This is a genomic window from Halobaculum magnesiiphilum (assembly GCF_019823105.1).
GTDB classification, from domain to species: Archaea; Halobacteriota; Halobacteria; order Halobacteriales; family Haloferacaceae; genus Halobaculum; species Halobaculum magnesiiphilum.
Genome location: NZ_CP081958.1, coordinates 1,295,113 through 1,316,817, shown reverse-complemented (window position 1 = coordinate 1,316,817; position 21,705 = coordinate 1,295,113). Strand labels below are relative to the sequence as shown.

The 21,705-nt window shown below is 69.5% G+C and carries 17 protein-coding genes and 1 pseudogene; 12 read left to right on the top strand and 6 right to left on the bottom strand.

Annotated features, from left to right (window positions below; translation table 11 throughout):
- Positions 1-26 precede the first annotated feature (26 nt).
- Positions 27-929 carry an alpha/beta fold hydrolase gene (locus tag K6T50_RS06615; RefSeq protein ID WP_222608604.1) on the top strand — a complete coding sequence of 301 codons (903 nt, stop codon included), beginning with the start codon at positions 27-29 and terminating at the stop codon, positions 927-929.
- A gap of 368 nt (positions 930-1,297) precedes the next feature.
- On the opposite strand, the pseudogene K6T50_RS06610 reads toward K6T50_RS06615, so the two are convergent.
- Both K6T50_RS06610 and K6T50_RS06605 read right to left on the bottom strand, forming a co-directional pair.
- A pseudogene (locus K6T50_RS06610) lies at positions 1,298-2,974 on the bottom strand (ABC1 kinase family protein); the annotation flags it as partial.
- Between the two features lie 5 nt (positions 2,975-2,979).
- A complete protein-coding gene (locus tag K6T50_RS06605; protein WP_222608602.1) occupies positions 2,980-3,336 on the bottom strand; it encodes an Hsp20/alpha crystallin family protein in 357 nt (118 codons plus the stop codon).
- A 110-nt stretch (positions 3,337-3,446) separates the two neighbouring features.
- On the opposite strand from K6T50_RS06605, the gene K6T50_RS06600 reads away from it, so the two are divergent.
- From K6T50_RS06600 to K6T50_RS06585, 4 genes are all read left to right on the top strand, one after another.
- Positions 3,447-3,686, top strand: coding sequence for a hypothetical protein (locus K6T50_RS06600; protein WP_222608601.1), 240 nt, complete (start codon positions 3,447-3,449; stop codon positions 3,684-3,686).
- Positions 3,687-3,801: 115 nt separating this feature from the next.
- Complete coding sequence (locus K6T50_RS06595) at positions 3,802-5,130, top strand: molybdopterin molybdotransferase MoeA (protein WP_222608600.1); 1,329 nt, start codon at positions 3,802-3,804, stop codon at positions 5,128-5,130.
- Entirely contained in the window at positions 5,127-7,082 is a 1,956-nt protein-coding gene (locus tag K6T50_RS06590) for a molybdopterin biosynthesis protein (RefSeq protein WP_222608599.1), read from the top strand. Before K6T50_RS06595 ends, K6T50_RS06590 begins: the two co-directional genes overlap by 4 nt.
- Positions 7,083-7,219: 137 nt before the next feature.
- A complete protein-coding gene (locus K6T50_RS06585; RefSeq protein ID WP_222608598.1) occupies positions 7,220-7,864 on the top strand; it encodes a hypothetical protein in 645 nt (214 codons plus the stop codon).
- A gap of 42 nt (positions 7,865-7,906) precedes the next feature.
- On the opposite strand, the gene K6T50_RS06580 is transcribed toward K6T50_RS06585, so the two are convergent.
- Positions 7,907-8,968, bottom strand: a complete 1,062-nt coding sequence (locus K6T50_RS06580) for a phosphate uptake regulator PhoU (protein ID WP_222608597.1) — start codon at positions 8,966-8,968, stop codon at positions 7,907-7,909.
- A gap of 282 nt (positions 8,969-9,250) precedes the next feature.
- Here K6T50_RS06580 and K6T50_RS06575 point away from each other — a divergent pair, with 282 nt between their 5' ends.
- From K6T50_RS06575 to pstB, 4 genes are all read left to right on the top strand, one after another.
- Positions 9,251-10,270, top strand: coding sequence for a PstS family phosphate ABC transporter substrate-binding protein (locus tag K6T50_RS06575; RefSeq protein WP_222608596.1), 1,020 nt, complete (start codon positions 9,251-9,253; stop codon positions 10,268-10,270).
- 68 nt (positions 10,271-10,338) lie between these two features.
- Positions 10,339-11,298, top strand: coding sequence for a phosphate ABC transporter permease subunit PstC (gene pstC / locus K6T50_RS06570; RefSeq protein WP_222608595.1), 960 nt, complete (start codon positions 10,339-10,341; stop codon positions 11,296-11,298).
- Between the two features lies 1 nt (position 11,299).
- Positions 11,300-12,955 carry a phosphate ABC transporter permease PstA gene (gene pstA, locus K6T50_RS06565; RefSeq protein ID WP_222608594.1) on the top strand — a complete coding sequence of 552 codons (1,656 nt, stop codon included), beginning with the start codon at positions 11,300-11,302 and terminating at the stop codon, positions 12,953-12,955.
- A 9-nt stretch (positions 12,956-12,964) separates the two neighbouring features.
- Positions 12,965-13,855, top strand: coding sequence for a phosphate ABC transporter ATP-binding protein PstB (gene pstB, locus K6T50_RS06560; RefSeq protein ID WP_222608593.1), 891 nt, complete (start codon positions 12,965-12,967; stop codon positions 13,853-13,855).
- 94 nt (positions 13,856-13,949) lie between these two features.
- Here pstB and K6T50_RS06555 read toward each other — a convergent pair whose 3' ends face one another.
- Positions 13,950-15,023, bottom strand: coding sequence for an Ig-like domain-containing protein (locus K6T50_RS06555; protein WP_222608592.1), 1,074 nt, complete (start codon positions 15,021-15,023; stop codon positions 13,950-13,952).
- 186 nt (positions 15,024-15,209) lie between these two features.
- Here K6T50_RS06555 and phoU point away from each other — a divergent pair, with 186 nt between their 5' ends.
- A complete protein-coding gene (gene phoU, locus K6T50_RS06550; protein ID WP_222608591.1) occupies positions 15,210-15,881 on the top strand; it encodes a phosphate signaling complex protein PhoU in 672 nt (223 codons plus the stop codon).
- Between the two features lie 329 nt (positions 15,882-16,210).
- Here the strand turns inward: phoU and K6T50_RS06545 are convergent, their stop codons facing one another.
- Positions 16,211-17,290: a pyridoxal-phosphate dependent enzyme gene (locus K6T50_RS06545; RefSeq protein ID WP_222608590.1), complete on the bottom strand. Its 1,080-nt coding sequence runs from the start codon at positions 17,288-17,290 to the stop codon at positions 16,211-16,213.
- Positions 17,291-17,678: 388 nt separating this feature from the next.
- Positions 17,679-19,904, bottom strand: a complete 2,226-nt coding sequence (locus K6T50_RS06540) for a CDC48 family AAA ATPase (RefSeq protein ID WP_222608589.1) — start codon at positions 19,902-19,904, stop codon at positions 17,679-17,681.
- Positions 19,905-20,157: 253 nt separating this feature from the next.
- On the opposite strand from K6T50_RS06540, the gene larC reads away from it, so the two are divergent.
- Positions 20,158-21,534 carry a nickel pincer cofactor biosynthesis protein LarC gene (gene larC, locus K6T50_RS06535; protein ID WP_222608588.1) on the top strand — a complete coding sequence of 459 codons (1,377 nt, stop codon included), beginning with the start codon at positions 20,158-20,160 and terminating at the stop codon, positions 21,532-21,534.
- Positions 21,531-21,698, top strand: coding sequence for an FmdB family zinc ribbon protein (locus K6T50_RS06530; protein ID WP_222608587.1), 168 nt, complete (start codon positions 21,531-21,533; stop codon positions 21,696-21,698). The genes larC and K6T50_RS06530 overlap by 4 nt, the downstream gene beginning before the upstream one ends.
- The last annotated feature ends 7 nt before the right edge of the window (positions 21,699-21,705 follow it).

Below are 21,705 nucleotides of genomic sequence, written 5' to 3'. Positions count from 1 at the left end.
CCGCCGAGCGCGTACGGCCGTGCGAGATGCCATCCTCGCTCAGCGCGGCCGCCGATCCGGAGTCGCTCCCGTCGGACGTTCCGGGCGAGTCGACGTTCGTCGAGGCGAACGGGCGGACGTTCCACGTCGTCGAAGCCGGCCCCGAGGGCGGCGAGTTGGTCCTCCTGCTCCACGGGTTCCCGGAGTTCTGGTACGGCTGGCGCGACCAGATCCGCCCGCTCGTCAACGAGGGGTATCGCGTCGTCGTCCCGGACCAGCGCGGGTACAACCGCAGCGAGCGGCCCGGCCGCGTCCGCGACTACCGGATCGAGGCCCTGTCGGCGGACGTGACGGGCCTGATCGACGCGTACGACCGCGAGACGGCCGCCGTCGTCGGCCACGACTGGGGCGGCATCGTCGGCTGGTGGACCGCGCTTCACTCCCCCGACCGGCTGTCGTCGTTCGTCGCCGTCAACGCGCCCCACCCGACCGTGATCCGGCGGACGCTCTCGGGAGACCCCGCCCAGCTCCTCCGGTCGAGCTACGCGCTGTTCTTCCAGCTGCCGAAGGTGCCCGAGGCGCTGACGCGGGCGGCGAACTGGCGCCTCCCGGTGCGGATGATGCGCGCGTCGTCGATGCCGGGCACGTTCTCGACGGCGGACTTCGACCGCTACCGCGCGGCGTGGGGCCGCGAGGGCGCGTTCACCGCGATGTTGAACTGGTATCGCGCGGCCGCCCGGCGACGGCCGACGCCCGAGACCGACGAGGTCGCGGTGCCGACGCGGCTGATCTGGGGCGTCCACGATCAGTTCCTCAAGCATCGCATGGCGTACGACTCCCTCGACTACTGCGCCGACGGCCGGATCACGACCGTCCACGAGGCGACCCACTGGGTCCAACACGAACAGCCGGTGAAGGTCGCCGACGCGATCCGCGAGGAGCTCTCCTAAGCGGGGTGCCCGGTGGTAGCCTGGCGGTTGTCTGGCTGTCGTCCGGCGGTCGTCAGGCTGTCGTCCGGCGGTCTTCTGGCTGTCGTCCAGCGATCGTCCGGTGATCGTCCGGCGGTCGACAGGCGTTCGACAAGCCGTCGACCGGTTCGACGGGGCGGCTACTGCTTCCCTTCGTCGTCGACGCCGATCGCGACCCCGCCGTCGTCGTCCCAATCGCGGCGGTCGCGGTCGCGTCGCCGACCGCCGCCGCCCGCGTCGCCCGCGCCGGAGGCGGCGTCCGCGCCGCCGTCGTCGCCGCCGGCCTGGTTCACCGCGCCGGGCATCATCGAGCCGGCGGCGCCGGATCCGTCCTCGCCCGCCTCCGTCGACTGCCGCTCCCGCATGCTCTGGCGGGTGAACTGCGGCTGCGCGCGGATGCCGCGCTTGTCCTTCGTGAACGAGCGGTACAGGAAGAACACCATCGGAAGCGTCGCCACGACGATCCCGATCGAGAGGTACACGTCGAGCGTGTTCGACCCGAACGAGTAAATGATCGCCGCCGAGAGCCCGCCGACCGCGGTGAGCACGGAGTAGGCGATCCGCCGGGCGAGCCGGTCGAGGACGTGGTTGTCGTCCTCCAGGGTGACGTTGACCGCGAGGTCCTCGCGCTGGACGGTGTCGAGCACGTCGTCGAACTTCGGCGGCACCGTGAACAGCGCCTGCGCGGTGTCGCGGGTCTGGTCGGCAGCCTCGCTCGCGAGCCGGCGGGCCGTGTCCTCCAGATACCCCTCCTCCGAGAGGTACTCGGTGGCGACCTCGATGAAGTCGAAGTTCGGGTCGAGCGTGACGCACACGCCCTCGACGACCGTCGCCACCCGGAGCACGAGCGCCATGTTCTGCGGGAGCCGAAGCGGGAAGTCGTAGATCGTCGACTCGACCTGCTCGATCACCTGCTGGACGCGGTACTGTTCGATGTCCTCGCCGCGCACGTCGGCGATGGCCAGTTCCATCACGTCGGACATCACCTTCCGGTCGGCCTCCGGCGACAGCGTCCCCATCTCGACGAGCGAATCGAGGATCGCGTCGATGTCCTGGTTCGCGACGGCGATGTAGAAGTCGATGATCTTCTCCTGGATGAACGGGTCGACGCGGCCGGACATCCCGAAGTCGTAGAAGATGATCCGCCCGTCCTCCGTCACCGAGAGGTTGCCCGGGTGCGGGTCGGCGTGGAAGACGCCGTCCTCGGCGATCATCTGGAGGTACGCGCGCTGGAGCGTCGTCGCCAGCTCGGTGCGGTCGATCCCCCTCGCGTCGAGCGCGGCGGTGTCGGAGATCTTGGTGCCCGGGATGTATTCCATCGTGAGCACGCGCGGGCCGGAGGCGGCCGCGACGGGCTCGGGGATCACGACCCGGTCGTTCTCCTCGAAGTTCGCGCGGATCTCGCGAAGCACGCGCTGCTCGCGGGAGTAGTCCATCTCCTGGTGGATCGTCTTGTCGAACTCCTCGGCGAGGTTGTCCAGCGAGAACGCCTGCCCCTGCCCGACGAACCGCGAGAGGAACGGCACCGACCACTTGATGATCCGGAGGTCGGCCTCGACGAGCTCCTCGATCCCGGGGCGGCGGATCTTCACCGCGACCTCCTGTCCCTCGTAGGTGGCGACGTACACCTGCCCGAGGCTGGCGCCCGAGATGGGATCGGTGTCGAACTCGTCGAACACCTCCTCGACGGGGCCGAGCTCGTCCTCGATCACGTTCTTCGACTCGGACCACGGCGCCGGCGGTACGTCGTCCTGTAGCGACGACAGCACCTCGATGTACGACGCCGGGAGGACGTCCGGCCGCGTCGAGAGGATCTGTCCGAGCTTGATGAACGTCGGCCCGAGGGTGAGCAGCGTGTCGAGCAGCACCTCCGCGCGCCGGAGCCGCATCTCGCGGGTCACCTCCCGGGACCCGCCGACGACGACGAACCGCTTCCGGTCGCGGAGGTACGCCCAGATGAGCGGCAGGAACCGATAGACGACGATGGGGAACCGTCGGTACGCGCGCAGTGAGACCAGCGTCACCACCCGGATTACGCGTCCGTGACGGCGATATCGTGTTCGGGGGCGGCGGCCCGCTTGGGGAGCCGAACCGACAGCACGCCCCGCTCCATCTCCGCCTCGCTCCCCTCGTGGGTCGCGTCCGGCGGCAGCGGGATCTCGGCGTCGAGGAACAGCGGGCGGTCCTCCTCGACGTAGCTGAACTCGCGGTCGGGCGACTTCTCGCGGCGGGCCTCGACGTGGAGGCGACCGCGTTCGAGGGTCACGTCGGTCGTCTCGGCGCTGGCGCCGGGCAGGTCGATCACGAGGAGGTACGCGTCGTCGCTCTCCAACAGATCGGCGAACACCGGCTCGGGAAGGTCCCGGAGCGCCTCGCGTAGCTTCGACATGGACGGGCTAAGGGGCGGCGCGTCGAAAAATGCCGCGGTGGCGGCGGCGGCGCGTCGTGCGTGTGAGTGACTCCCGTGGATTTTTACCCACGAGGACGATCCGGTCGCGTATGGTCGAGGGAGCGGACAAATCCGGTCAGGGACGACCGACCGATCGTGAGGGGGACAGGGACGTGCAGGTGCGCGTCGAACCGGACGCAGCGGTGGTGTCGATGCACGCGCAGGTGCCGCCGGCGTCCGACGAGACGCCCGTCGCGTTCCGACCGGTGGCGACGGCGCGGGCCGTCGGCGGTCGGATCCGGCGGCTGGTGACCGGACGGGGAGGGGCGCGCTCGTCGGGCGACCGCTGACGCCGGCGATCGCCCGGTCGTCGCGGACGCGGGGCGTCGCCGCGGCTCGTCGGCCGGCCACGCGTCGCCCTCGCCGACTGGCGGCCTTTTTACTCCGGGACCGTAACGACACGGTATGAGTCACGACCGCACACACTCCGGGTTCAAAGACCGAACCCGGGTCGCAGACGCGCGCGAGCGCCTCCTCGCGGCCGCCGCCCCGCACGGCCGCACCGAGACGGTCCCGCTGACGGCGGCCGACGGCCGCGCCGTCGCCGACGCGACGACCGCACCGACGCCGGTGCCGGGGTACGACCGCGCCGCGATGGACGGGTGGGCCGTCCGCGCCGAGGACACCTTCGGCGCCTCCGCCAGATCGCCGGCCGTCCTGTTCACAGAGGACGACGAGGTCGCCCCCGAGGGAGCCGTCCGCGTCCACACCGGGAGCGAGCTGCCGCCCGGCGCGGACGCGGTGGTCAAGATCGAGGAGGCCGAGCGCGTGCCGCGCAGCGGCACGGCCGGGTCGAGCGGGGAGGGAACCGACCCGCGAGACGAGATCGGCGAGGAGGTCGAGGTGTTCGACGCCGTCGCCGAGGGCGAGAACGTCGGCCCGACCGGCGAGGACGTTGCCGAGGGACAGACGCTGTACGAGCCGCCCCACCGGCTGCGACCGTCCGATCTGGGGCTCCTGAAGTCCGTCGGGATCGACGAGGTCGAGGTCGCTGAACGTCCTCGGGTGTCGGTGATCCCGACCGGCGAGGAGCTCGTGCAGGCCGATCCGGACCCCGGCGAGGTCATCGAGACGAACGGCCTGACCGTCTCGCGACTCGCCGAGCGCTGGGGCGGCGACGCCACCTACCGCGACATCGTCACCGACGACGAGGACGCCCTTCGCGGGGCGGTCGAGCGCGACCTCGACCACGACGTGGTCGTCACAACCGGCGGATCCTCCGTGGGCGAGCGCGACCTGATCCCCGAGGTGGTCGACGAGATCGGCGAGGTGCTGGTCCACGGCGTCGCGCTCAAGCCGGGCCACCCCGTCGCGCTGGGCGTGGTCGAGGGGACGCCGGTGATCATGCTGCCCGGCTACCCGGTCGCGTGCATCGTCAACGCCGTGCAGTTCCTCCGCCCCGTGATCCGCGAGATCGGCTCGCTCCCCCACGACTCGCACCCGACGCAGCGGGCGACCCTCTCCCGGAAGGTGTCCTCCGAGCCCGGGGTGCGCACGTTCGCGCGGGTGACGCTGGACCCGATCGACGGGCGCGGCGCCGACACCGACGGGGCGGGCGACGCCGCCCGCGACGGCGACGGCCCCGCGTTCGAGGCGACGCCGACGCGCGCATCCGGGTCGGGGATGCTCTCGTCGGTCGCGCTGGCGGACGGCTGGGTCGTCGTCCCCGAGTCCCGGGAGGGACTCGACGCCGGCGAGGCCGTCGACGTGGAGCTGTGGGAGGTGAGCGAATGAGCGACCGCCGGGAGTTCCGCGACCTGGCGAACCCGGAGAAGGCCCACGAGGCGATCGCGTCGCTCGATCTGGCGCCCGAACCGGAGACGGTGCCGCTGGACGAGGCGCGGGGGCGGGTGCTCGCCGAGCGGATCGACGCCGAGCTGGACGTGCCCGGCTTCGACCGCGCCTCGATGGACGGCTACGCGGTCCGCGCGCGCGACACGTTCGGCGCCGACGAGATGGACCCGGCCACGCTCGACCTGGTCGGCGCGGTCCACGCCGGCGCCGAACCCGACGTGACCGTCGAGCCGGGAACCTGCGCGGAGATCTCCACGGGCGCGGTGCTGCCCGACGGCGCCGACGCGGTGGTGATGGTCGAGCGGACCACCGAGGTCACGGGCGAGGACGAGAGCGGCGCCGACGCGGACGTGGTGTCCGTCGAGATCCGGACCTCCGTCGCCCCCGGCGACCACGTGATGTTCGCGGGCGCCGACATCGCCGCCGGCGGCCGCGCGCTCGGTCCCGGAACCGAGATCACCCCCCGCGAGATCGGGTTGCTGTCGGCGCTGGGCCTCGACGAGGTACCCGTTCGCGGCCGTCCGACGGTCGGGATCGTCTCCACCGGCGACGAACTCGTCCGACCCGGGGAAGAACTCCACAGCGAGCGCGGGCAGATCTACGACGTGAACAGCTACACCATCGCCGCGGGCGTCGAGGAGGCCGGCGGCGAGGCCGTCCTCTACCCCCACGCCGGCGACGACTACGACGAGATGGAGCGCCTGCTCGTGGAGGCCAGCGAGGAGTGCGACCTGGTGCTCTCGTCGGGGTCCACCTCGGCGTCGGCCGTCGACGTGATCTACCGCGTCATCGAGGATCGCGGCGACCTCCTCCTGCACGGCGTCGCGGTCAAGCCGGGCAAGCCGATGCTGATCGGGCGCGTCGGCGACTCCGCGTATGTCGGCCTCCCGGGCTACCCCGTCTCGGCGCTGACGATCTTCCGCACGTTCGTCGCGCGGGCGGTGCGCGAGGCCGCCGGGAAACCGGAGCCGCGGACCGCCACCGTGACCGGTCGGATGGCCCGGCAGGAGCGCTACTCGGAGGGCCGGATGCGGCTCATGCCCGCGGGGCTCGTCCACGACGCCGCCGGCGACACCCTCGTCTACCCCGTCGACAAAGGGTCGGGCGCGACGACGAGCCTGGTCGAGGCCGACGGCGTGGTCGTCGTCGACCCGGACACCGAGTACCTCGCCGCGGGCGAGGACGTCGAGGTGCAGCTGTTCTCGCCGGACGTGCGCGCGCCGACACTGTTCGTCGTCGGCGAGGACGACCCCGCCCTCTCCCGGCTGCTCGACCGGGTCGACCGCCCGCGGCACCTCGCGGTCGGTTCCCGTGAGGGACTGCGCCGCCTCCGCGACGGCGTCCCCGACGCCGCCGTCGTCGCCGGCGAGCCCGGACGCGATCCGGTCGCCGCGCCGGATCCGACCGCCGACGACGAGCCGGTCCCGACGGAGGTCGTCGGGGAGTGGACCCGCGAGTGGGGGCTGATCGTCCCCGCCGGCAACCCCGACGACGTGACCGGACTGGCGGACCTGGTCGACCGCGACCTCCGGTTCGTCAACCGCGACTCGAACTCGGGGCTGCGGATCACCCTGGCGAACGCGCTCGCGGACCTGGCGGCGGACCGGGGAACGACCCGCCGGGAGGCGACCGAGGCGGTCGACGGCTTCGACCGCGCCGTCAGGGCCCACGAGTCGCCCGCGCGGCGCGTGCTCGCGGGCGACGCGGACGCGGGACTCGGGCTACGGGCGACGGCCGAGCGGCTCGACACCGGGTTCGTTCCGCTTGGAACCGAGCCGGTTCGCGTCCACGCGAACCCCGCCCGCGTCGACAAGGCGGGCGTGCGGCAGTTACGCGAGGCGGTCGCCGACGGCGACGACGTGTTCGAGTCGCTGGCGGGGTACGATCACTGACTGCCGGTCGTCCAGCGGACTGCCGGTCATCCAGCGGACTACCGGTCATCCAGCGGTACCGCCGGTCATCGACCGGTCGGTCGCCACGCCGCCGTTGGGGGGTGACTAACAATGCCTCGACGGGCCGGATCGCGACCGTGGCAACACGTACGTCCGGCGTCGGGGGTTCGATCTCGCGCCTGTCGGGAGCGGTCCGGCTGTCGGCGCTCGTCGTCTCGTTCACCGGCGTGGAGACGGTCGCGCTCGTGGTCTGGCTCGCGCTCGTCCGGGACGTCCCCGCGATGTCGACGACCGCGGCCGCCGGGCTCGGCGTGCTCGGCGTCGGCCTCCTCCTCGAACACTACCTCACCAACCGGGCCGTCAACGGGGCGGGTGCGTCGTTCCCGCTCGGTCGGGCGGCGCTGTTCAGCGCCTCCGAGGCCGTCCTGTGGGCCCTGTGGCTCGGGATCGCCGAGCGCGTCGCCGGGGCGCGAGGGCTCCTCGTCGCCGCGGTCGTGCTCGCCGTCCTGCTCGTTCCGCAACACACCGTCGAGGACAACGTGCTCCGAGGGCGGGGGCTGTTCTCCTCGGTGCTCGACCCCCGGACGATCGGGTTCAGCGTCATCGAGTCGGCGGGCGCGACCGTCTGGCTCGCGTTCGTCCTCCACGGCGACGAGGCCGCCCCGCTCCTGCGGGACCTCGGCGCCGGCGGCGTCGACCCGGCGATCGTCGGGATCGCGGTCCTCGGGGCGTCGCTCCTGGTCGAACACGTCGTCGGCGTGTCGCTCTCGCGTCGGCGGTAGAACCGACACGGTCGACGGAGGGAACCGGGGACCGTTGACCCGTTACGGCGTCGGCGCGGCCTTCTGGAGGGCGGTCTCGGCGATGTTGCCGCCGTAGTCGGCCGACCGCGAAACCGAGTCGACGATGAGCCCGAGCAGCTGTGCGCGTGCAGGGTCCAACTCGCGCAGGAGCTCGTCGATCTCGCGGGCGCGCTGGTCGACGCCGAGCACGGCGCCGCGGGCCTCGTTCGCCAGCTCGGTCGCCTCGGTGCTGTCGTCGGCGAACAGCGCCTCCATCGCGCGGTCGACGACCTCGCGCGCGTCCTCGTCGAGCGCCTGGAGCGCCTCGTTGAACTCCGCCGGGAGCACCTCGCCGACGCCGTCCTCCGGGCTCGGGACCTCGCCGCCGACGGCGTCGGCCGCCTCGCTTCCCAGTAGCTCCAGGGTGAGATGGGCGATCTTCGTCGCGTGGTCGGCGACCCGCTCCAGCTGGCGCGCGCTGGAGTGGTAGTCGAAGCACACCTCCCGCGAGAGGCCGATGTCCTCGGCGGCCTTCGGCGTGCGCAGCGTCGCCCGGAAGATGCGCGAGACGACCATGTACAGCCGGTCAACGTCGTCGTCGCGCTGGATCACGTCCAGCGCCATGTCCTCGTCGCCGGTGGTGAGCGCGTCCACCGCGTCCTCCAGCATCGAGACGGCGATGAGGCGCATCCGGGTGACGGCGTTGTGGATCGACAGCTCCGAGGAGTCGAGCAGATCGCGGATCACGACGCGGTCGCGCGTCTCCTCGAGCACCTCCAGGCCGACGAGGCTCTGCACCGAGTCGCGGATGGTGCGCCGCTGGTCGTTGGTGATCCGGGCGGCCTCCAGCGCGATGATGTCGAACCCGGAGACGTACATCGTCATTACCGCGCGTGTGAGCTGGTCGCCCGCCAGATCGCCGATGTCGAGCGTCCCCTCGGTGCGCTCCTCGTCGCTCACCGGCGTGAGAAACAGGGAGTCCCCCTCGGGGTAGAACTCGACTTCGGTGCCCGCGCTGACGCCGTTGTCCGTCGCCCACTCCTTCGGAATGGAGACGGTGTACGTCGACCCGCCCGTCACCTGCACCTTCCGTGTCTCGACCATCGTGGTAGGGTGCGGCCGTCCGCGAATTAAATCCACCGGTGTTCTATATATTCCACTTTGTGTCCGTCGGATATGCCACAGTTATCTTCCTCAACTGATACTACTTCGCCGATCTCGATAGACCAGTTCTCTCGTCTATCTCCTCGGGTACGGTGATACGGTCGGTTTCGTGGCGTGTATCGAGCTACTTCCGAACAGTCGCTCCGGATCACACGTTCTCACAGTATATCTATATATTTCTCATAGTAGGGTACTTACGTCTCACTCGGTTCCGATCGGGTGATGACGGATCAACCCGACTCCGCGACGCGGCGTGCCTTCATGACTGCTGCGGGAACGGCGGGCGTCCTCGGGCTGGCTGGCTGTACGAGCAACCCCAACTCGGGCGGTTCGGGCGGCGGCTCCGGCGGTTCGGACGGCGGGTCCGGGCAGCTCTCGGGCGACATCGACATCGCGGGGTCCTCGACGGTGTTCCCCCTGGCGACGGCGATCGCCGAGACGTTCCAGGAGGACCACTCCGAGGTCGACATCAACGTCCAGTCGACGGGTTCGGGCGGCGGGTTCGCGAACTTCTTCTGTGCCGGCGAGACGGACTTCAACAACGCCTCCCGGCCGATCCAGCCCGCGGAGGAGGAGGCGTGTGCCGACAACGACATCGTCCCCGTCGAGCTGACAGTCGCGACGGACGCGCTGACGGTCATCGTGAACAACGAGGCCGACTTCATCGACTCGATGACCGTCGAGGAGCTCCGGACGCTGTGGTCCGCCGAGGCACAGCCAGAGACGTGGAGCGAGGTCAACTCCGACTGGCCCGACGAGGAGATCGAGCTGTTCGGCCCCTCCGACGCCTCGGGGACGTACGATTACTTCATCGAGGCGGTCCTCGGCGAAGAGGGGCCGGGCCACCGTCAGGACTACTCCGCGACCGAGCAGGACCGAACGATCATTCAGGGCGTGCAGGGCTCGCAGTACGCCGTCGGCTACCTCGGGTTCGCCTACTACAGCGCGAACACCGACGCGGTGAAGGCGGTCGCCATCGACGACGGCGACGGCCCGGTCGAGCCGTCGCTCGAAACCGCGCGGACGGGCGAGTACACCCCGCTGTCGCGTCCGCTGTTCACCTACCCGAAGCGGTCGGCGCTGGCGGAGGACCACATCGCCGAGTTCGCCCGGTACTTCGTCGAGAACACGACCAACGAGGAGCTCGTCGCAGAGGACGTCGGCTACGTTCCGCTGACCGACGAGCAGCGGGCCGAGCAGGTGGAGACGCTGGAGGCCGCGATCGAGGAAGCGAACGCCTAGACCTGTCACCGAGGCCACGAACGGGCGAACGGAGAAATTTTTCACTACCCCACACAACCACCAACTGAATGAGCACCGACGACATCACGGAGGACCTTACCCGGGACACACAGAACTCGCCCGCGGAGCTGCTCACGCGGTCGTTCTTCTTCCTGTGCGCGGTGCTCTCGATCGTCACGACGATCAGTATCGTCGTCCTCCTCGTGACCGAGGCGGCGAAGTTCTTCACGCTCACGGCGCCCCTGATGGGCGTGGAGGGACCGACCGCCTCCCTCGTGGATTTCCTCACCGGGACCACCTGGGAGATCAACAACGGGGAGTTCGGCGTGCTCACGCTCGTGTCCGCCACGCTGATGATCACCATCGGCTCGGCGGTCATCGCGCTCCCGCTCGGGGTCGCGACGGCCATCTACCTCAGCGAGTACGCCGCCCCGCGCCACCGCGCGTTCCTGAAGCCGGCGCTCGAGGTGCTCGCGGGTATCCCGACGGTCGTCTACGGCTTCTTCGCGCTCATCTACATCACGCCGGCCATCCAGACGGTCCTCCCGGAGACGGGGACGTTCAACCTCCTGTCGGCGAGCATCGTCGTCGGCATCATGATCATCCCGATGGTCGCGTCGATCAGCGAGGACGCGATGTCGGCGGTGCCCGACGAACTCCGGCAGGCGGGCTACGGGATGGGCGCGACCAAGTTCGACGTGTCGACCGGCATCGTCGTCCCGGCGGCGCTGTCGGGGATCCTCTCGTCGTTCATTCTCGCGCTCTCGCGGGCCATCGGCGAGACGATGGCCGTCACCGTCGCCGCGGGCTCGCAGGCGCAGTTCCTCAACCCGATCGACCCGACGGCGTACCAGGAGGGCGCGCTTCCGATGACCGCGGCGATGGTCCAACTCCTGTTGGGGGACATCACCGGCGGGGGGCTCGCCTACCGGAGCCTCTTCGCCATCGGGCTGACCCTCTTCGTCATCACCCTCGTCATGAACGTCATCAGCGACCTGATCGCACAGCGGTACCGCGAGGAGTACTGAGATGGCGACCGACACCTCCACCGGCGACATCGAGAGCTTCGGAACGGTCAACAAGACCGTCGGCACCGTCTTCCGGTACGTCCTGCTGGCGGCGACGCTGTTCGGGCTCGTCGTGCTCGGCGCGCTGCTGGTGTACGTCGCCAACGACGCCATCCGGCCGCTCACCGCCGACCCCGGCTGGCACCTCACGTTCCTCCTCACGCTCGTGCTCCCGACGCTCGGCGTCGGCGCGTTCCTCTACCGACGTGACGAGGACGCCCTCCGATTCGGCGCGACGACGGTCGGCATGACCGTCGTGACGCTCATGTTCTCCGGCGGCGTCGGGATGGTCTTCGTCGACATCCTCTCGCCGTTCGTCTTCCTCTCGTACGTGCTCGCGCTGGCGGTTCCCTTCGTGGTCGTGCTCGCGTTCCAACGCCGGGCGCGACGGATCCCGTTCTTCACGCGGGCGGGCGCGACGACGCTGGGGTTTTACCTCTCGCTGTTCGGCCTCCCCGGACCCGTCGGCGCGGTCGCCGGCATTCCCGCCATCGTCCCGGGGCTCCCCGCGATGATACAGTCGGTCCCGACGATCCCGCTGCCCTGGATGTCGCTCACCGCGACGCTCGGCCTCGGCGTTGCGGCATTCGTCGGCGTGTACGCCGCCCGCATCCGCGACCGACGCGCCGGCCTGATCGCCGGAGCCGGCGCGCTGGCGGCGATCGGGGCGAGCGGCGCGCTCGGCCCCGCGTTCGGCGTCACCTCGGTGCCCGCGGTGGTGCTCGCGTCGGTGGCCGTCGTTCCGACGGCGGCGTACGCGGCCGGCACCGCGGTCTCGCTGCCCGAGCGCCGGATCGGCCTGCTGGTCCCGGCGGTCGTCATCGGCGGGGCGCTCGCCGGCGAGGTCGTCGTCGGCGCCCTCGGCTTCGCGGGCCCGCAGTCGTGGGTCGACTGGCAGTTCCTCACGAACGCACACAGCCGGACCGCCGTCAACGCCGGGCTGTACCCCGCGATCGGCGGCTCCATCCTACTGATGGTCACGGTCGCGATCCTGTCGTTCCCGCTCGGCGTCGGCGCCGCGGTGTACCTCGAGGAGTACGCCCCGGACAACCGCTTCACGCGCTTCATCGACGTGAACATCTCCAACCTCGCGGGCGTCCCATCCGTCGTCTACGGGCTGCTCGGGCTGGGCGTGTTCGTCACGTATCTGGGACGGCCGACCGGGACGGTTCTCATCGGCGGCGCGACGCTGGCGCTGCTCATCCTCCCGATCGTGATCATCTCCTCGCGGGAGGCGATCCGAAGCGTCCCCAACGAGATGCGACAGGCGTCCTACGGGATGGGCGCGACGAAGTGGCAGACCGTCCGGCGGGTCGTGCTCCCGCGGGCGTTCCCGGGGATCCTCACGGGGACGATCCTCGCGCTCGGCAGGGCGATCGGCGAGACCGCCCCGCTCATCATGATCGGGGCGCCGAGCGTCCTGTTCTCGCTGCCGACCGGCTTCACCTCGAAGGTGAGCGCGATGCCGCTGCAGGTGTTCGCGTGGTCGAGCCTGTTCGCCAGCGAGGACTTCTACACGAAGGCAGTCCCCGCGGGCGTCGTGGTGCTCGTGAGCGTCCTGCTGGCGATGAACTCGATCGCGATCGTCCTGCGAAACAGGTATCAAAGCGACCAGTAATCACCAACCATGACTGACGGACACGGACCGACGGACGACGGAATCGAGCCCGACGGCGGCGAAACGACCACGAGCGACCCGGCGACCGAGATGTCGATCACGACGGACGTCAGCGAGAGCGTGACCGCCAGCGACACCGACGGCGAGGCGGAGACGCTCGTCGAGGCGCGCGACGTGAGCGTCTACTACAACGACGACCGTGCGCTCAACGACATCTCGATGGAGATCCCCGAGAAACGCGTCACCGCGATGATCGGCCCCTCGGGCTGCGGCAAGTCGACGTTCCTCCGGTGTATCAACCGGATGAACGACATGATCGACGCCGCCCGCGTCGAGGGCGACCTGTTCCTCCGCGGGAAGAACGTGTACGACGCCGACGTGGACCCGGTCGCGCTTCGACGGCGCGTCGGGATGGTCTTCCAGAAGCCGAACCCGTTCCCCAAGTCGATCTACGACAACGTCGCCTACGGCCTGGAGATCCAGGGGAAGGAGGGCGACTACGATCAGATCGTCGAGGAGTCGCTCAAGCGCGCGGCGCTGTGGGACGAGGTCAAAGACCAGCTCCACACCTCGGGGCTGGACCTCTCGGGCGGCCAACAGCAGCGCCTCTGCATCGCGCGGGCCATCGCGCCGGACCCCGAGGTCATCCTGATGGACGAGCCCGCCTCGGCGCTGGACCCCGTGGCGACCTCGAAGATCGAGGACCTCATCGACGACCTCGCCGAGGAGTACACGGTCGTCATCGTCACCCACAACATGCAGCAGGCCGCGCGTATCTCCGACAAGACGGCGGTGTTCCTCACCGGCGGCGAGCTCGTCGAGTTCGACGACACCGACAAGGTGTTCGAGAACCCCGACTCCCAGCGCGTCGAGGACTACATCACCGGCAAGTTCGGGTAACGCCCCGCGTTCTGCAGCCCCGCCCGCCGCGCGCCGTCGTCAGTCTCGGTCCTCGCGCTGTCCGGTTCCTCACCCTCCCGGTTCCTTTCCCCCTTCAGCGACCGCTATCGACGGCTCTCGACTCGATCTCGACCGTTCCGTCCGTCAGCCGAACCACGAGCGGCCCGCGGGCCGGACACCGTGTGAACGACCGCCGCGTCCCCTCGCCGTCGCGTGTCGCCGAGACGGAGAACGAACCCGCGGGGGGAACGGCCGTCGGCAGCCGAACCGTCGCGCCCGCGGCCGGGTAGACGGTCCGGTCGAGCACCCGCTCCCCGTCGGCCCGGACGCGCACGTCGACGGGCCCCTCGTCGTCGGTCGCGTTCTCCACGAGGAGGTCCCGAACGAGGAGGTCGCAGACGAGCCGCGGCGTCGGACCCAACAAGCAGTACAGTGTGCCGTCCTCGAACGGCCGCCACCCGTGGCGGTCTTCCCCCTCGTCGGTTTCGACACGGACGGAGATCCGTCCCCGTGACACCGACAGCGGCACGGGCACGCGCGAGCCCGCCGGGACCCGGAGGTCGACCGCCGCAGATCCCCCGCCGCCCGAGGCGGCGATCCTGACGCGGCCGCCCGCGCCGGGGGCGTCGACGGCGAGGGTCGTCCCGTCCGCCGTCGTCGACGCGAGGAGTCCGCCGGTCGAGCCCTCGACGAACGCCGGGGCGGCCGACGGCGGGTACACGTCCCGGACGCTCACGCCCCCGTCGAGGTCGATCCCCAGGTCGTCGCCGCCCGGACCGGGCGCCCACTTGACCGTCCGCCGGCGGTTGTCGGCGGTCCGAACGGACACGGTGTACGGACGCGCGGCCCCGAACACGTCCGCGAGGGTGGTCCGGCCCGCCCGCGGAACACGGACCGTCCGGGAGCGCACCCCCGTCCCGTTCGCCTCGATCCGGAGCGTGACCCACTCGGACCTGACGAGCCGGTTCGAGAGGATCACCGACCGCGGACGGTCGAGCGCGTCCGCGTCGCCGGCGCCGTAGGCGGTCGGCTCGGGCGTCGGGGTAGGCGAGGCCGTCGGCGTCGCCCGCAGGGCGGGGTTGACCGTCCGGCCGCCGGCGTCGCTCCCCGTGGACGAACAGCCGGCCAGCGCCGCGACCCCCGCGAGCAGGAACGACCGACGAAACACGCCGATCGTAGGGGCGACGCCGACATAACGTCGGCGGCGACCGAACGGGACGGGCGGGACGGCACGAGCCGCGCTCGTGGTCGCTCGTGGTCGCTCGGGACCGCTCGGGAGCGTTGGGATGGGCTCCATACACGAACGAGCGCGCGAACACAAACCCTTACGACGCGCGCCGAGGGAGTCGTGAGTATGCCACGGAAACAGTATCAGGAACGCCTCGAGGAACTCCGCGAGGACGTGCTCTACATGAGCGAGATCGTCGCCGAGCGCCTCCGGATGGGGATGGACGCCCTGGAGGCCAAAGACGAGGAGCTCGCCCAGCGCGTCATCGACGAGGACGCGGAGGTGAACCAGCTGTACCTCGATCTGGAGCAGGACTGCGTCGACCTGCTCGCGCTCCAGCAGCCGGTCGCCGGGGACCTGCGGTTCATCGCGGCGTCGTTCAAGATCATCACCGACCTCGAACGGATCGGCGACCTCGCAACCAACCTCGGGGGGTACACCCTGCAGGCCGAGCGCGACGTGTTCCCCGACGTGGACGTCCAGCGCATCGGCGAGGCGACCCTGGAGATGCTCGACGACGCCATGACCGCCTACGCCGAGGAGGACGCCGACGCCTGCTACGCGGTCGCGGAGGCGGACGACGCCGTCGACGCGCTGTGTGAGGACGCCTCCAGCGCCGTCGTGCGGGAGCTGCTCGAACGCGAGGGGGTCGACGCCGAGGACGTCGACGAGCTGATGACGGACGTCTCGCGGCTCCTGCTCACGGTCCGCGACCTCGAACGCGTCGGCGACCACGCGGTCAACATCGCCGCCCGGACGCTGTACATGGTCGAGAACGACGACGAGCTTATCTACTGAACCTCTTTTGCGGGGGGCATGTCCTCGCGGGCGGCTTCGCCGCCCGTGGTTCGAGAGACGGCTCCGCCGTCTCTCGTCATCACGAGAGGCGCTTCGCGCCTCTCGAACGACTGCGGCCAGACCCCCCGCAAAACCCGTTCATGCCAAAAAGCCGCTCGCTCGGGCCTGACAGCCCTCGCTCGCGGAACAATCGCTAGTGCGAACCGCAACCGCAGGCGGCCAACTAATTGTGTCTCGCGAGAATGTTATCAGAACTCTATTTCGGGTAGTCCTGGATGAAATAACTGCTCAATAAGGGCTGCGAACGTATCGGCGAGCGTCCCGTCTGGTTACGTCTTTAATCCATGTCCCGTAAGTGGCATCACCACGTCTGCATCTGGCCCAAGCGTCCCGCGTTCTCGATACGCCGCAAGTGCCGCAGGCGCGATCGCTGAGGTCGGTTCCACGTAGAACCCGTGTGAGTGGAGCCGGTCTAGCTCCGTTTGCACCGCATCTTCCGTAATCGCAATCGCGTCACCATCGGTCTCAGCAATCGCATTCAAGAGTTGTTGTTTTCGTGTTGGCTCCCGTATATGGACGCCATCTGCGACATCGTTCTCGCTCTCGGGGACTGCGTTGAGTTCGCTCGCAATCGGGGCATATCCTGCGGCTTGCGCGCCGAGCAGACGTGGCACCGTCTCGATCCACCCTGCTTCGGACAACGCCTTGAATCCACGGTACGCGCCCAGGAACAGCGTTCCGTGGCCGAGGGGCATCACGATCGCGTCAGGGACGTTCCAGTCGCGTTGGAGCGCGAGTTCGTACGCGAACGTCGCCGTCCCAGCGGAGAACGCCGGACTCCACGAGTGACTCGCGTACCAGCCGTCGCCCGACTCGACGGCCTCGATGCATGCATCGGTCGCGGCTTGGCGTCCGCCTTCGATTCGAACGGGTGTCGCACCGACCCGTTCGATCCCGCGGAGCTTCCCGTCTCTTACGGAGGCCGGAACGTAAATCTCCGCGTCGAGGCCAGCGCGAGCCGCGTACGTTGCGATGGCAGCCCCGCCGTTCCCTGATGAATCTTCGACGACTCGTTCTGCGCCACACGCAATGGCATGGCTGATAGTTGTGGTTGCACCCCTATCCTTGAAGCTCCCCGTTGGCGAGACGTATTCGAGTTTAAACTGAGCATCCCATATTGATGACGAAACCAGCGGTGTCATTCCTTCGCCGAGAGATGACCTTTTCTCAACTGGAATGAACATATCGAACGACCAGAGTCCGTCTCGGGTATCGAATTGACTTGGGTCTGGCCGGTCGGATGCCGGAAGCGGTTCGTGAGTGAAGTCAAGGACGCCGCCACACTCACACCGCCACTGATTGGTGTATGTCCGGCCACACGAAGAACAGACAAGTTCGGGAGTACTCATGGACTCTTCTAGTCAAGAGGTATAGAGGAATGTTTCGGTGTGTGGCAACACATCTCTCACTACGCGACAGTCGATAAATGCCCTGTAGTTACTGATTGCTGAATACATTCTCTGTATTTATCGCTGACCGCTCCTCCTTCCAGAGCGATCGCAAGTAGAACAAATCGTAGGTCGGGACTGCGGGAGTAGCATCCGCGAGCGGAGCGAGCGGTTCACCGGACCCGACCGAAGGGAGGGTCCGGCCTTTTGGCATTACCAGAATCGCGGAGCGATTCTGGTTAGCAGCAGGAACGCTTCGCGTTCCTGCAGCATCGACGGGTTTTCGCCGAGCGGTTCCCGCAGGCCGCCGGAGGCGGCCGAGGAAACCCGAGGCGAAAAGAGGTCGTGTTTACTGAAAGCCGATCCGCCCGCCGCGGTCGGCGCGGAGGCTGTCGGTGCCGCCGCCCTTGAATTGCTCCTCGATGTCCGCGTAGTAGCTCATGATCTCCTCGGAGATGGTCGGCCGGACCGCCTCCATCGCCTGCTCGAAGTGGCGCATGTGCACGTCCTCGGCGTCGTCGTCCTCGCGAAGCGCCTGGATGGCGGCCTCGCGGGCGATCGATTCGAGGTCCGAACCGACGTAGCCGTCGGTGCGCTCGGCGAGCTCCCGGAGGCTCACGTCCGTCGCGAGGGGCGTGTCGCCGGTATGGATCTTGAAGATCTGCTCGCGCCCCTCCTCGTCGGGCTGGCCGATCATCACGAGCCGGTCGAACCGACCCGAGCGGATGAGCGCGGGGTCGATCATGTCCGGGCGGTTCGTCGCGCCGATGACCATCACGTTCTCCATCTCCTCCAGCCCGTCGAGCTCGGTCAGGAGCTGGTTGACGACGCGCTCGGAGACGTTGTTCCCCATCTCCTGCCCGCGGCTGGGCGCGAGGCTGTCGAGCTCGTCGAAGAAGATGACCGTCGGCGACACCTGCCGGGCCTTCCGGAACGTCTGCCGGATCGCCTTCTCGGACTCGCCGACCCACTTCGAGAGCAGCTGCGGGCCGCGCACGGAGATGAAGTTCGCGTTCGTCTCGTTGGCGACGGCCTTCGCCATCAGCGTCTTGCCGGTGCCGGGCGGGCCGTACAGCAGCACGCCCTTGGGCGCCTGGATGCCCATCCGCTCGAACTTCTCGGGCGTCCGGAGCGGCCACTCGACGGCCTCCTTCACCTGCTGTTGGGCGTCGTCCAGGCCGCCCACATCCTCCCAGGTGACCTTCGGGAGCTCGACGAGCACCTCCCGCATCGCCGAGGGCTCGACCTCCGCGAGCGCGCCCTGGAAGTCCTCACGCTTGACGATCATCCGGTCGATGAGGCTCGGCGGGATGTCCTCCTCGTCGAGGTCGATCTCCGGGAGGTACCGCCGGAGCGCCTTCATCGCCGCCTCCTTCGTGAGGCTCTCGATGTCGGCGCCGACGAAGCCGTGGGTCTCGTCGGCCAGGCGGTCGAGGCCGACGTCGTCCGACAGCGGCATGCCGCGGGTGTGGATCTGGAGGATCTCCTTGCGGCCGACCTCGTCGGGGACGCCGATCTCGATCTCGCGGTCGAAGCGGCCGGGGCGGCGGAGCGCGGGGTCGACGGAGTCGACGCGGTTGGTCGCCGCGATGACGATCACCTGCCCGCGCGTCTCCAGCCCGTCCATCATCGTCAGGAGCTGGGCGACGACGCGGCGCTCGACCTCGCCGGTCACGTCCTCGCGCTTGGGCGCGATCGAGTCCAGTTCGTCGATAAAGATGATCGAGGGCGACTCGTCTTTCGCGTCCTCGAAGATCTCGCGGAGCTGTTGCTCGGACTCGCCGTAGTACTTCGAGATGATCTCGGGACCGGCGATGGAGAAGAACGACGCGCTCGTCTCGTTGGCGACGGCCTTCGCCAGCAGCGTCTTCCCGGTGCCGGGCGGGCCGTGCAGGAGGACGCCCTGTGGCGGCTCGATCCCCAGCTTCTTGAAGATCTGGGGGTGTTTCATCGGCAGCTCGACCATCTCGCGGACGCGCTGGATCTCCTGTTGGAGGCCCCCGATGTCCTCGTAGGTGATGCCGCCGCCGGTCTTCTCGAACCCGGAGATGGGCTCCTCGCGCAGTTCGACCTCGGTGTCCTCGGTGATGAGACAGACGCCCTCGGGCTCGGTGTCGACGGCGATGAGCGGGATCGCCTGCCCCGGCGAGCGCATGAACGGGTGGTTCGTGCTCGACATCACGGGGACGATGTCGCGCTCGACGACCGGGCGCTTGAGGATCTGCCGTTTCACCATCCCGGCGGCGTCGGAGCCGAACTGTACCGACGCCTCTTCGGGCGGCGCGAGCGTCAGCTTCTCCGCCTTCTTGGCCTCGGCCTTGCGGATCGTGACGCGTTCGCCGATGCCGACGTCGGCGTTCTGGCGCGTGAACCCGTCGATGCGGACGGTGTCCGTGTTCCAGTCCTGCCGGTCGGCGCGCCACACCTTCGCGGCGGTGGTTTCCGCCCCCTCGATCTCGATGATGTCGCCCGGAGAGAGCTTCAGGTGCAGCAGGGTGTCCGGGTCGAGGCGGGCGATCCCCCGGCCGGAGTCGTTCGGGTACGCCTTCGCGACTTCGAGTTGGACTTCATTCATGATGGGGTTGACTGGTGTTCGTTCGAAATACGTCCGTCCGGACGGCTGTTAAGCCCTCCGTTGCGCACCGTGGGGCCGGAACGTGGAAATCCCGGGTCGGCGGCGGGGACGCAAGACGTGCTAATCACTCGCACGATACGGGGCCCGGACTGAAAACACCACCGCCGACGGCGACCGCGTCGGGATCCGGTCGGCCCGACGACCGCGGCGCCGTGGCGGTAGCGACTTCACGACCCGGGGCGATCGGACGACCATGCGAACGATCGCCTTCGACGGCCGGATGGGCGCCGCCGGCGACATGATCCTCGGCGCGCTCGTCGCCGCCGGCGCCGAGCCCGACGTGCTCGCGCCCGTGGGGGACGCGCTCCCGGTGCGCTACGAGTTCGAACCGACCGAGCGGAACGGCATCGCGAGCACCCGCGCTCGGGTGCGACACCTCGGTGCCGACGACGATCCCGCCCACGGCGACGAACCGGTTCACGATCACACCCACGGCGACGATTCCGACCACAGCCACGATCACAGTCACGACCACGATCACAACCACGACCACAGCCACGACCACAGCCACGACCATGATCACGACCACAACGCGGAGGGCCAGGGCCCCCAGCGCACGTACGCCGAGGTCGTCGAGGTCGTCGAGGGGATGGACCTCCAGGCGTCGGTCCGGGCGGACGCGCTCGCGACGTTCGAGATCCTCGGCGAGGCGGAGTCGTCGGTTCACGGAACCGATCTGGAGGGAACGCACTTCCACGAGGTCGGCGCCGACGACGCGATCGCGGACGTGGTCGGCGCGTGCCTGCTGTTCGACGACCTCGACCCCGACCGCGTGGTGACGACGCCGCTCGCGACGGGCGACGGCGAGGTCGACTTCAGCCACGGCGTCTACCCGGTCCCGGTGCCCGCGGTCGTCGAGATCGCCGAGCGCGCCGACTGGTCGCTGCGCGGCGGTCCCGTCGACGCCGAGCTGCTCACGCCGACGGGCGCGGCGATCCTCGCCCAGTACGCCGAGGGCGTCGAGCGGCTCCCCTCGCTTCGGGTCGAGGAGTCGGGGTACGGCGCCGGCGGCTGGACGTTCCCCGACCGCCCGAACGTGCTCCGGGCGGTCGTCGGCGAGGCCGAGCGCTCGGGGCTCGTCCGCGACGACGTGGCCGTGCTGGAGACGAACCTCGACGACGCGGCCCCGGAGGTGCTCGGCGGCCTCCAGGACACCCTCGCCGACGCGGGCGCCCGCGACGTGTCGATCCTCCCGGCGACGATGAAGAAGTCGCGTCCGGGCCATCTCGTGAAGGTGATCTGCCGGCCCGAGGACGCCGACCGCGTCGCCCGCCGGCTCGCCGAGGAGACCGGCACGCTCGGCGTTCGCGAGGGCGGCGCGAGCCACCGCTGGATCGCCGAGCGTCGCTTCGAGACCGTCGAACTCGCGCTTGCGGAGGACGGCGCCCCCCACGAGATCCCGGTCAAGGTCGCCAGCGACGCCGACGGCGACGTGTACGACGTGAGCGCCGAGTACGACGACGCCGCGGCGGCCGCGCGCGAGGCGGGCGTCCCCGTTCGGGAGGTGCTCCGCCGCGCGGAGGCGCTCGCCCGCGAGCGACTGGCGGATCCGACTGCCGACGATCGATGACCGAGGGGGCGGACTACACCTGCGACAACTGCGGGGCCGAGTTCACATCGGCCGAGGCGACCCGAACCGAGACGATGGGCGGCCTCGATGCCGACGCGTGGCAGACGCTGTGCTGTCCGACGTGTGGCGCGCGGGTGAAGACGGTGTTCGTCGGTCGGGACTGAGCCGCGT

Bases quoted from the DNA above. Each gene is read 5' to 3' on its own strand.
- K6T50_RS06615 (WP_222608604.1), top strand. From the start codon at position 27: ATGCCATCCTCGCTCAGCGCGGCCGCCGATCCGGAGTCGCTCCCGTCG.
- K6T50_RS06605 (WP_222608602.1), bottom strand. From the start codon at position 3,336: ATGTCGAAGCTACGCGAGGCGCTCCGGGACCTTCCCGAGCCGGTGTTC.
- K6T50_RS06600 (WP_222608601.1), top strand. From the start codon at position 3,447: ATGGTCGAGGGAGCGGACAAATCCGGTCAGGGACGACCGACCGATCGT.
- K6T50_RS06595 (WP_222608600.1), top strand. From the start codon at position 3,802: ATGAGTCACGACCGCACACACTCCGGGTTCAAAGACCGAACCCGGGTC.
- K6T50_RS06590 (WP_222608599.1), top strand. From the start codon at position 5,127: ATGAGCGACCGCCGGGAGTTCCGCGACCTGGCGAACCCGGAGAAGGCC.
- K6T50_RS06580 (WP_222608597.1), bottom strand. From the start codon at position 8,968: ATGGTCGAGACACGGAAGGTGCAGGTGACGGGCGGGTCGACGTACACC.
- K6T50_RS06575 (WP_222608596.1), top strand. From the start codon at position 9,251: ATGACGGATCAACCCGACTCCGCGACGCGGCGTGCCTTCATGACTGCT.
- pstC (WP_222608595.1), top strand. From the start codon at position 10,339: ATGAGCACCGACGACATCACGGAGGACCTTACCCGGGACACACAGAAC.
- pstA (WP_222608594.1), top strand. From the start codon at position 11,300: ATGGCGACCGACACCTCCACCGGCGACATCGAGAGCTTCGGAACGGTC.
- pstB (WP_222608593.1), top strand. From the start codon at position 12,965: ATGACTGACGGACACGGACCGACGGACGACGGAATCGAGCCCGACGGC.
- phoU (WP_222608591.1), top strand. From the start codon at position 15,210: ATGCCACGGAAACAGTATCAGGAACGCCTCGAGGAACTCCGCGAGGAC.
- K6T50_RS06545 (WP_222608590.1), bottom strand. From the start codon at position 17,290: ATGAGTACTCCCGAACTTGTCTGTTCTTCGTGTGGCCGGACATACACC.
- K6T50_RS06540 (WP_222608589.1), bottom strand. From the start codon at position 19,904: ATGAATGAAGTCCAACTCGAAGTCGCGAAGGCGTACCCGAACGACTCC.
- larC (WP_222608588.1), top strand. From the start codon at position 20,158: ATGCGAACGATCGCCTTCGACGGCCGGATGGGCGCCGCCGGCGACATG.
- K6T50_RS06530 (WP_222608587.1), top strand. From the start codon at position 21,531: ATGACCGAGGGGGCGGACTACACCTGCGACAACTGCGGGGCCGAGTTC.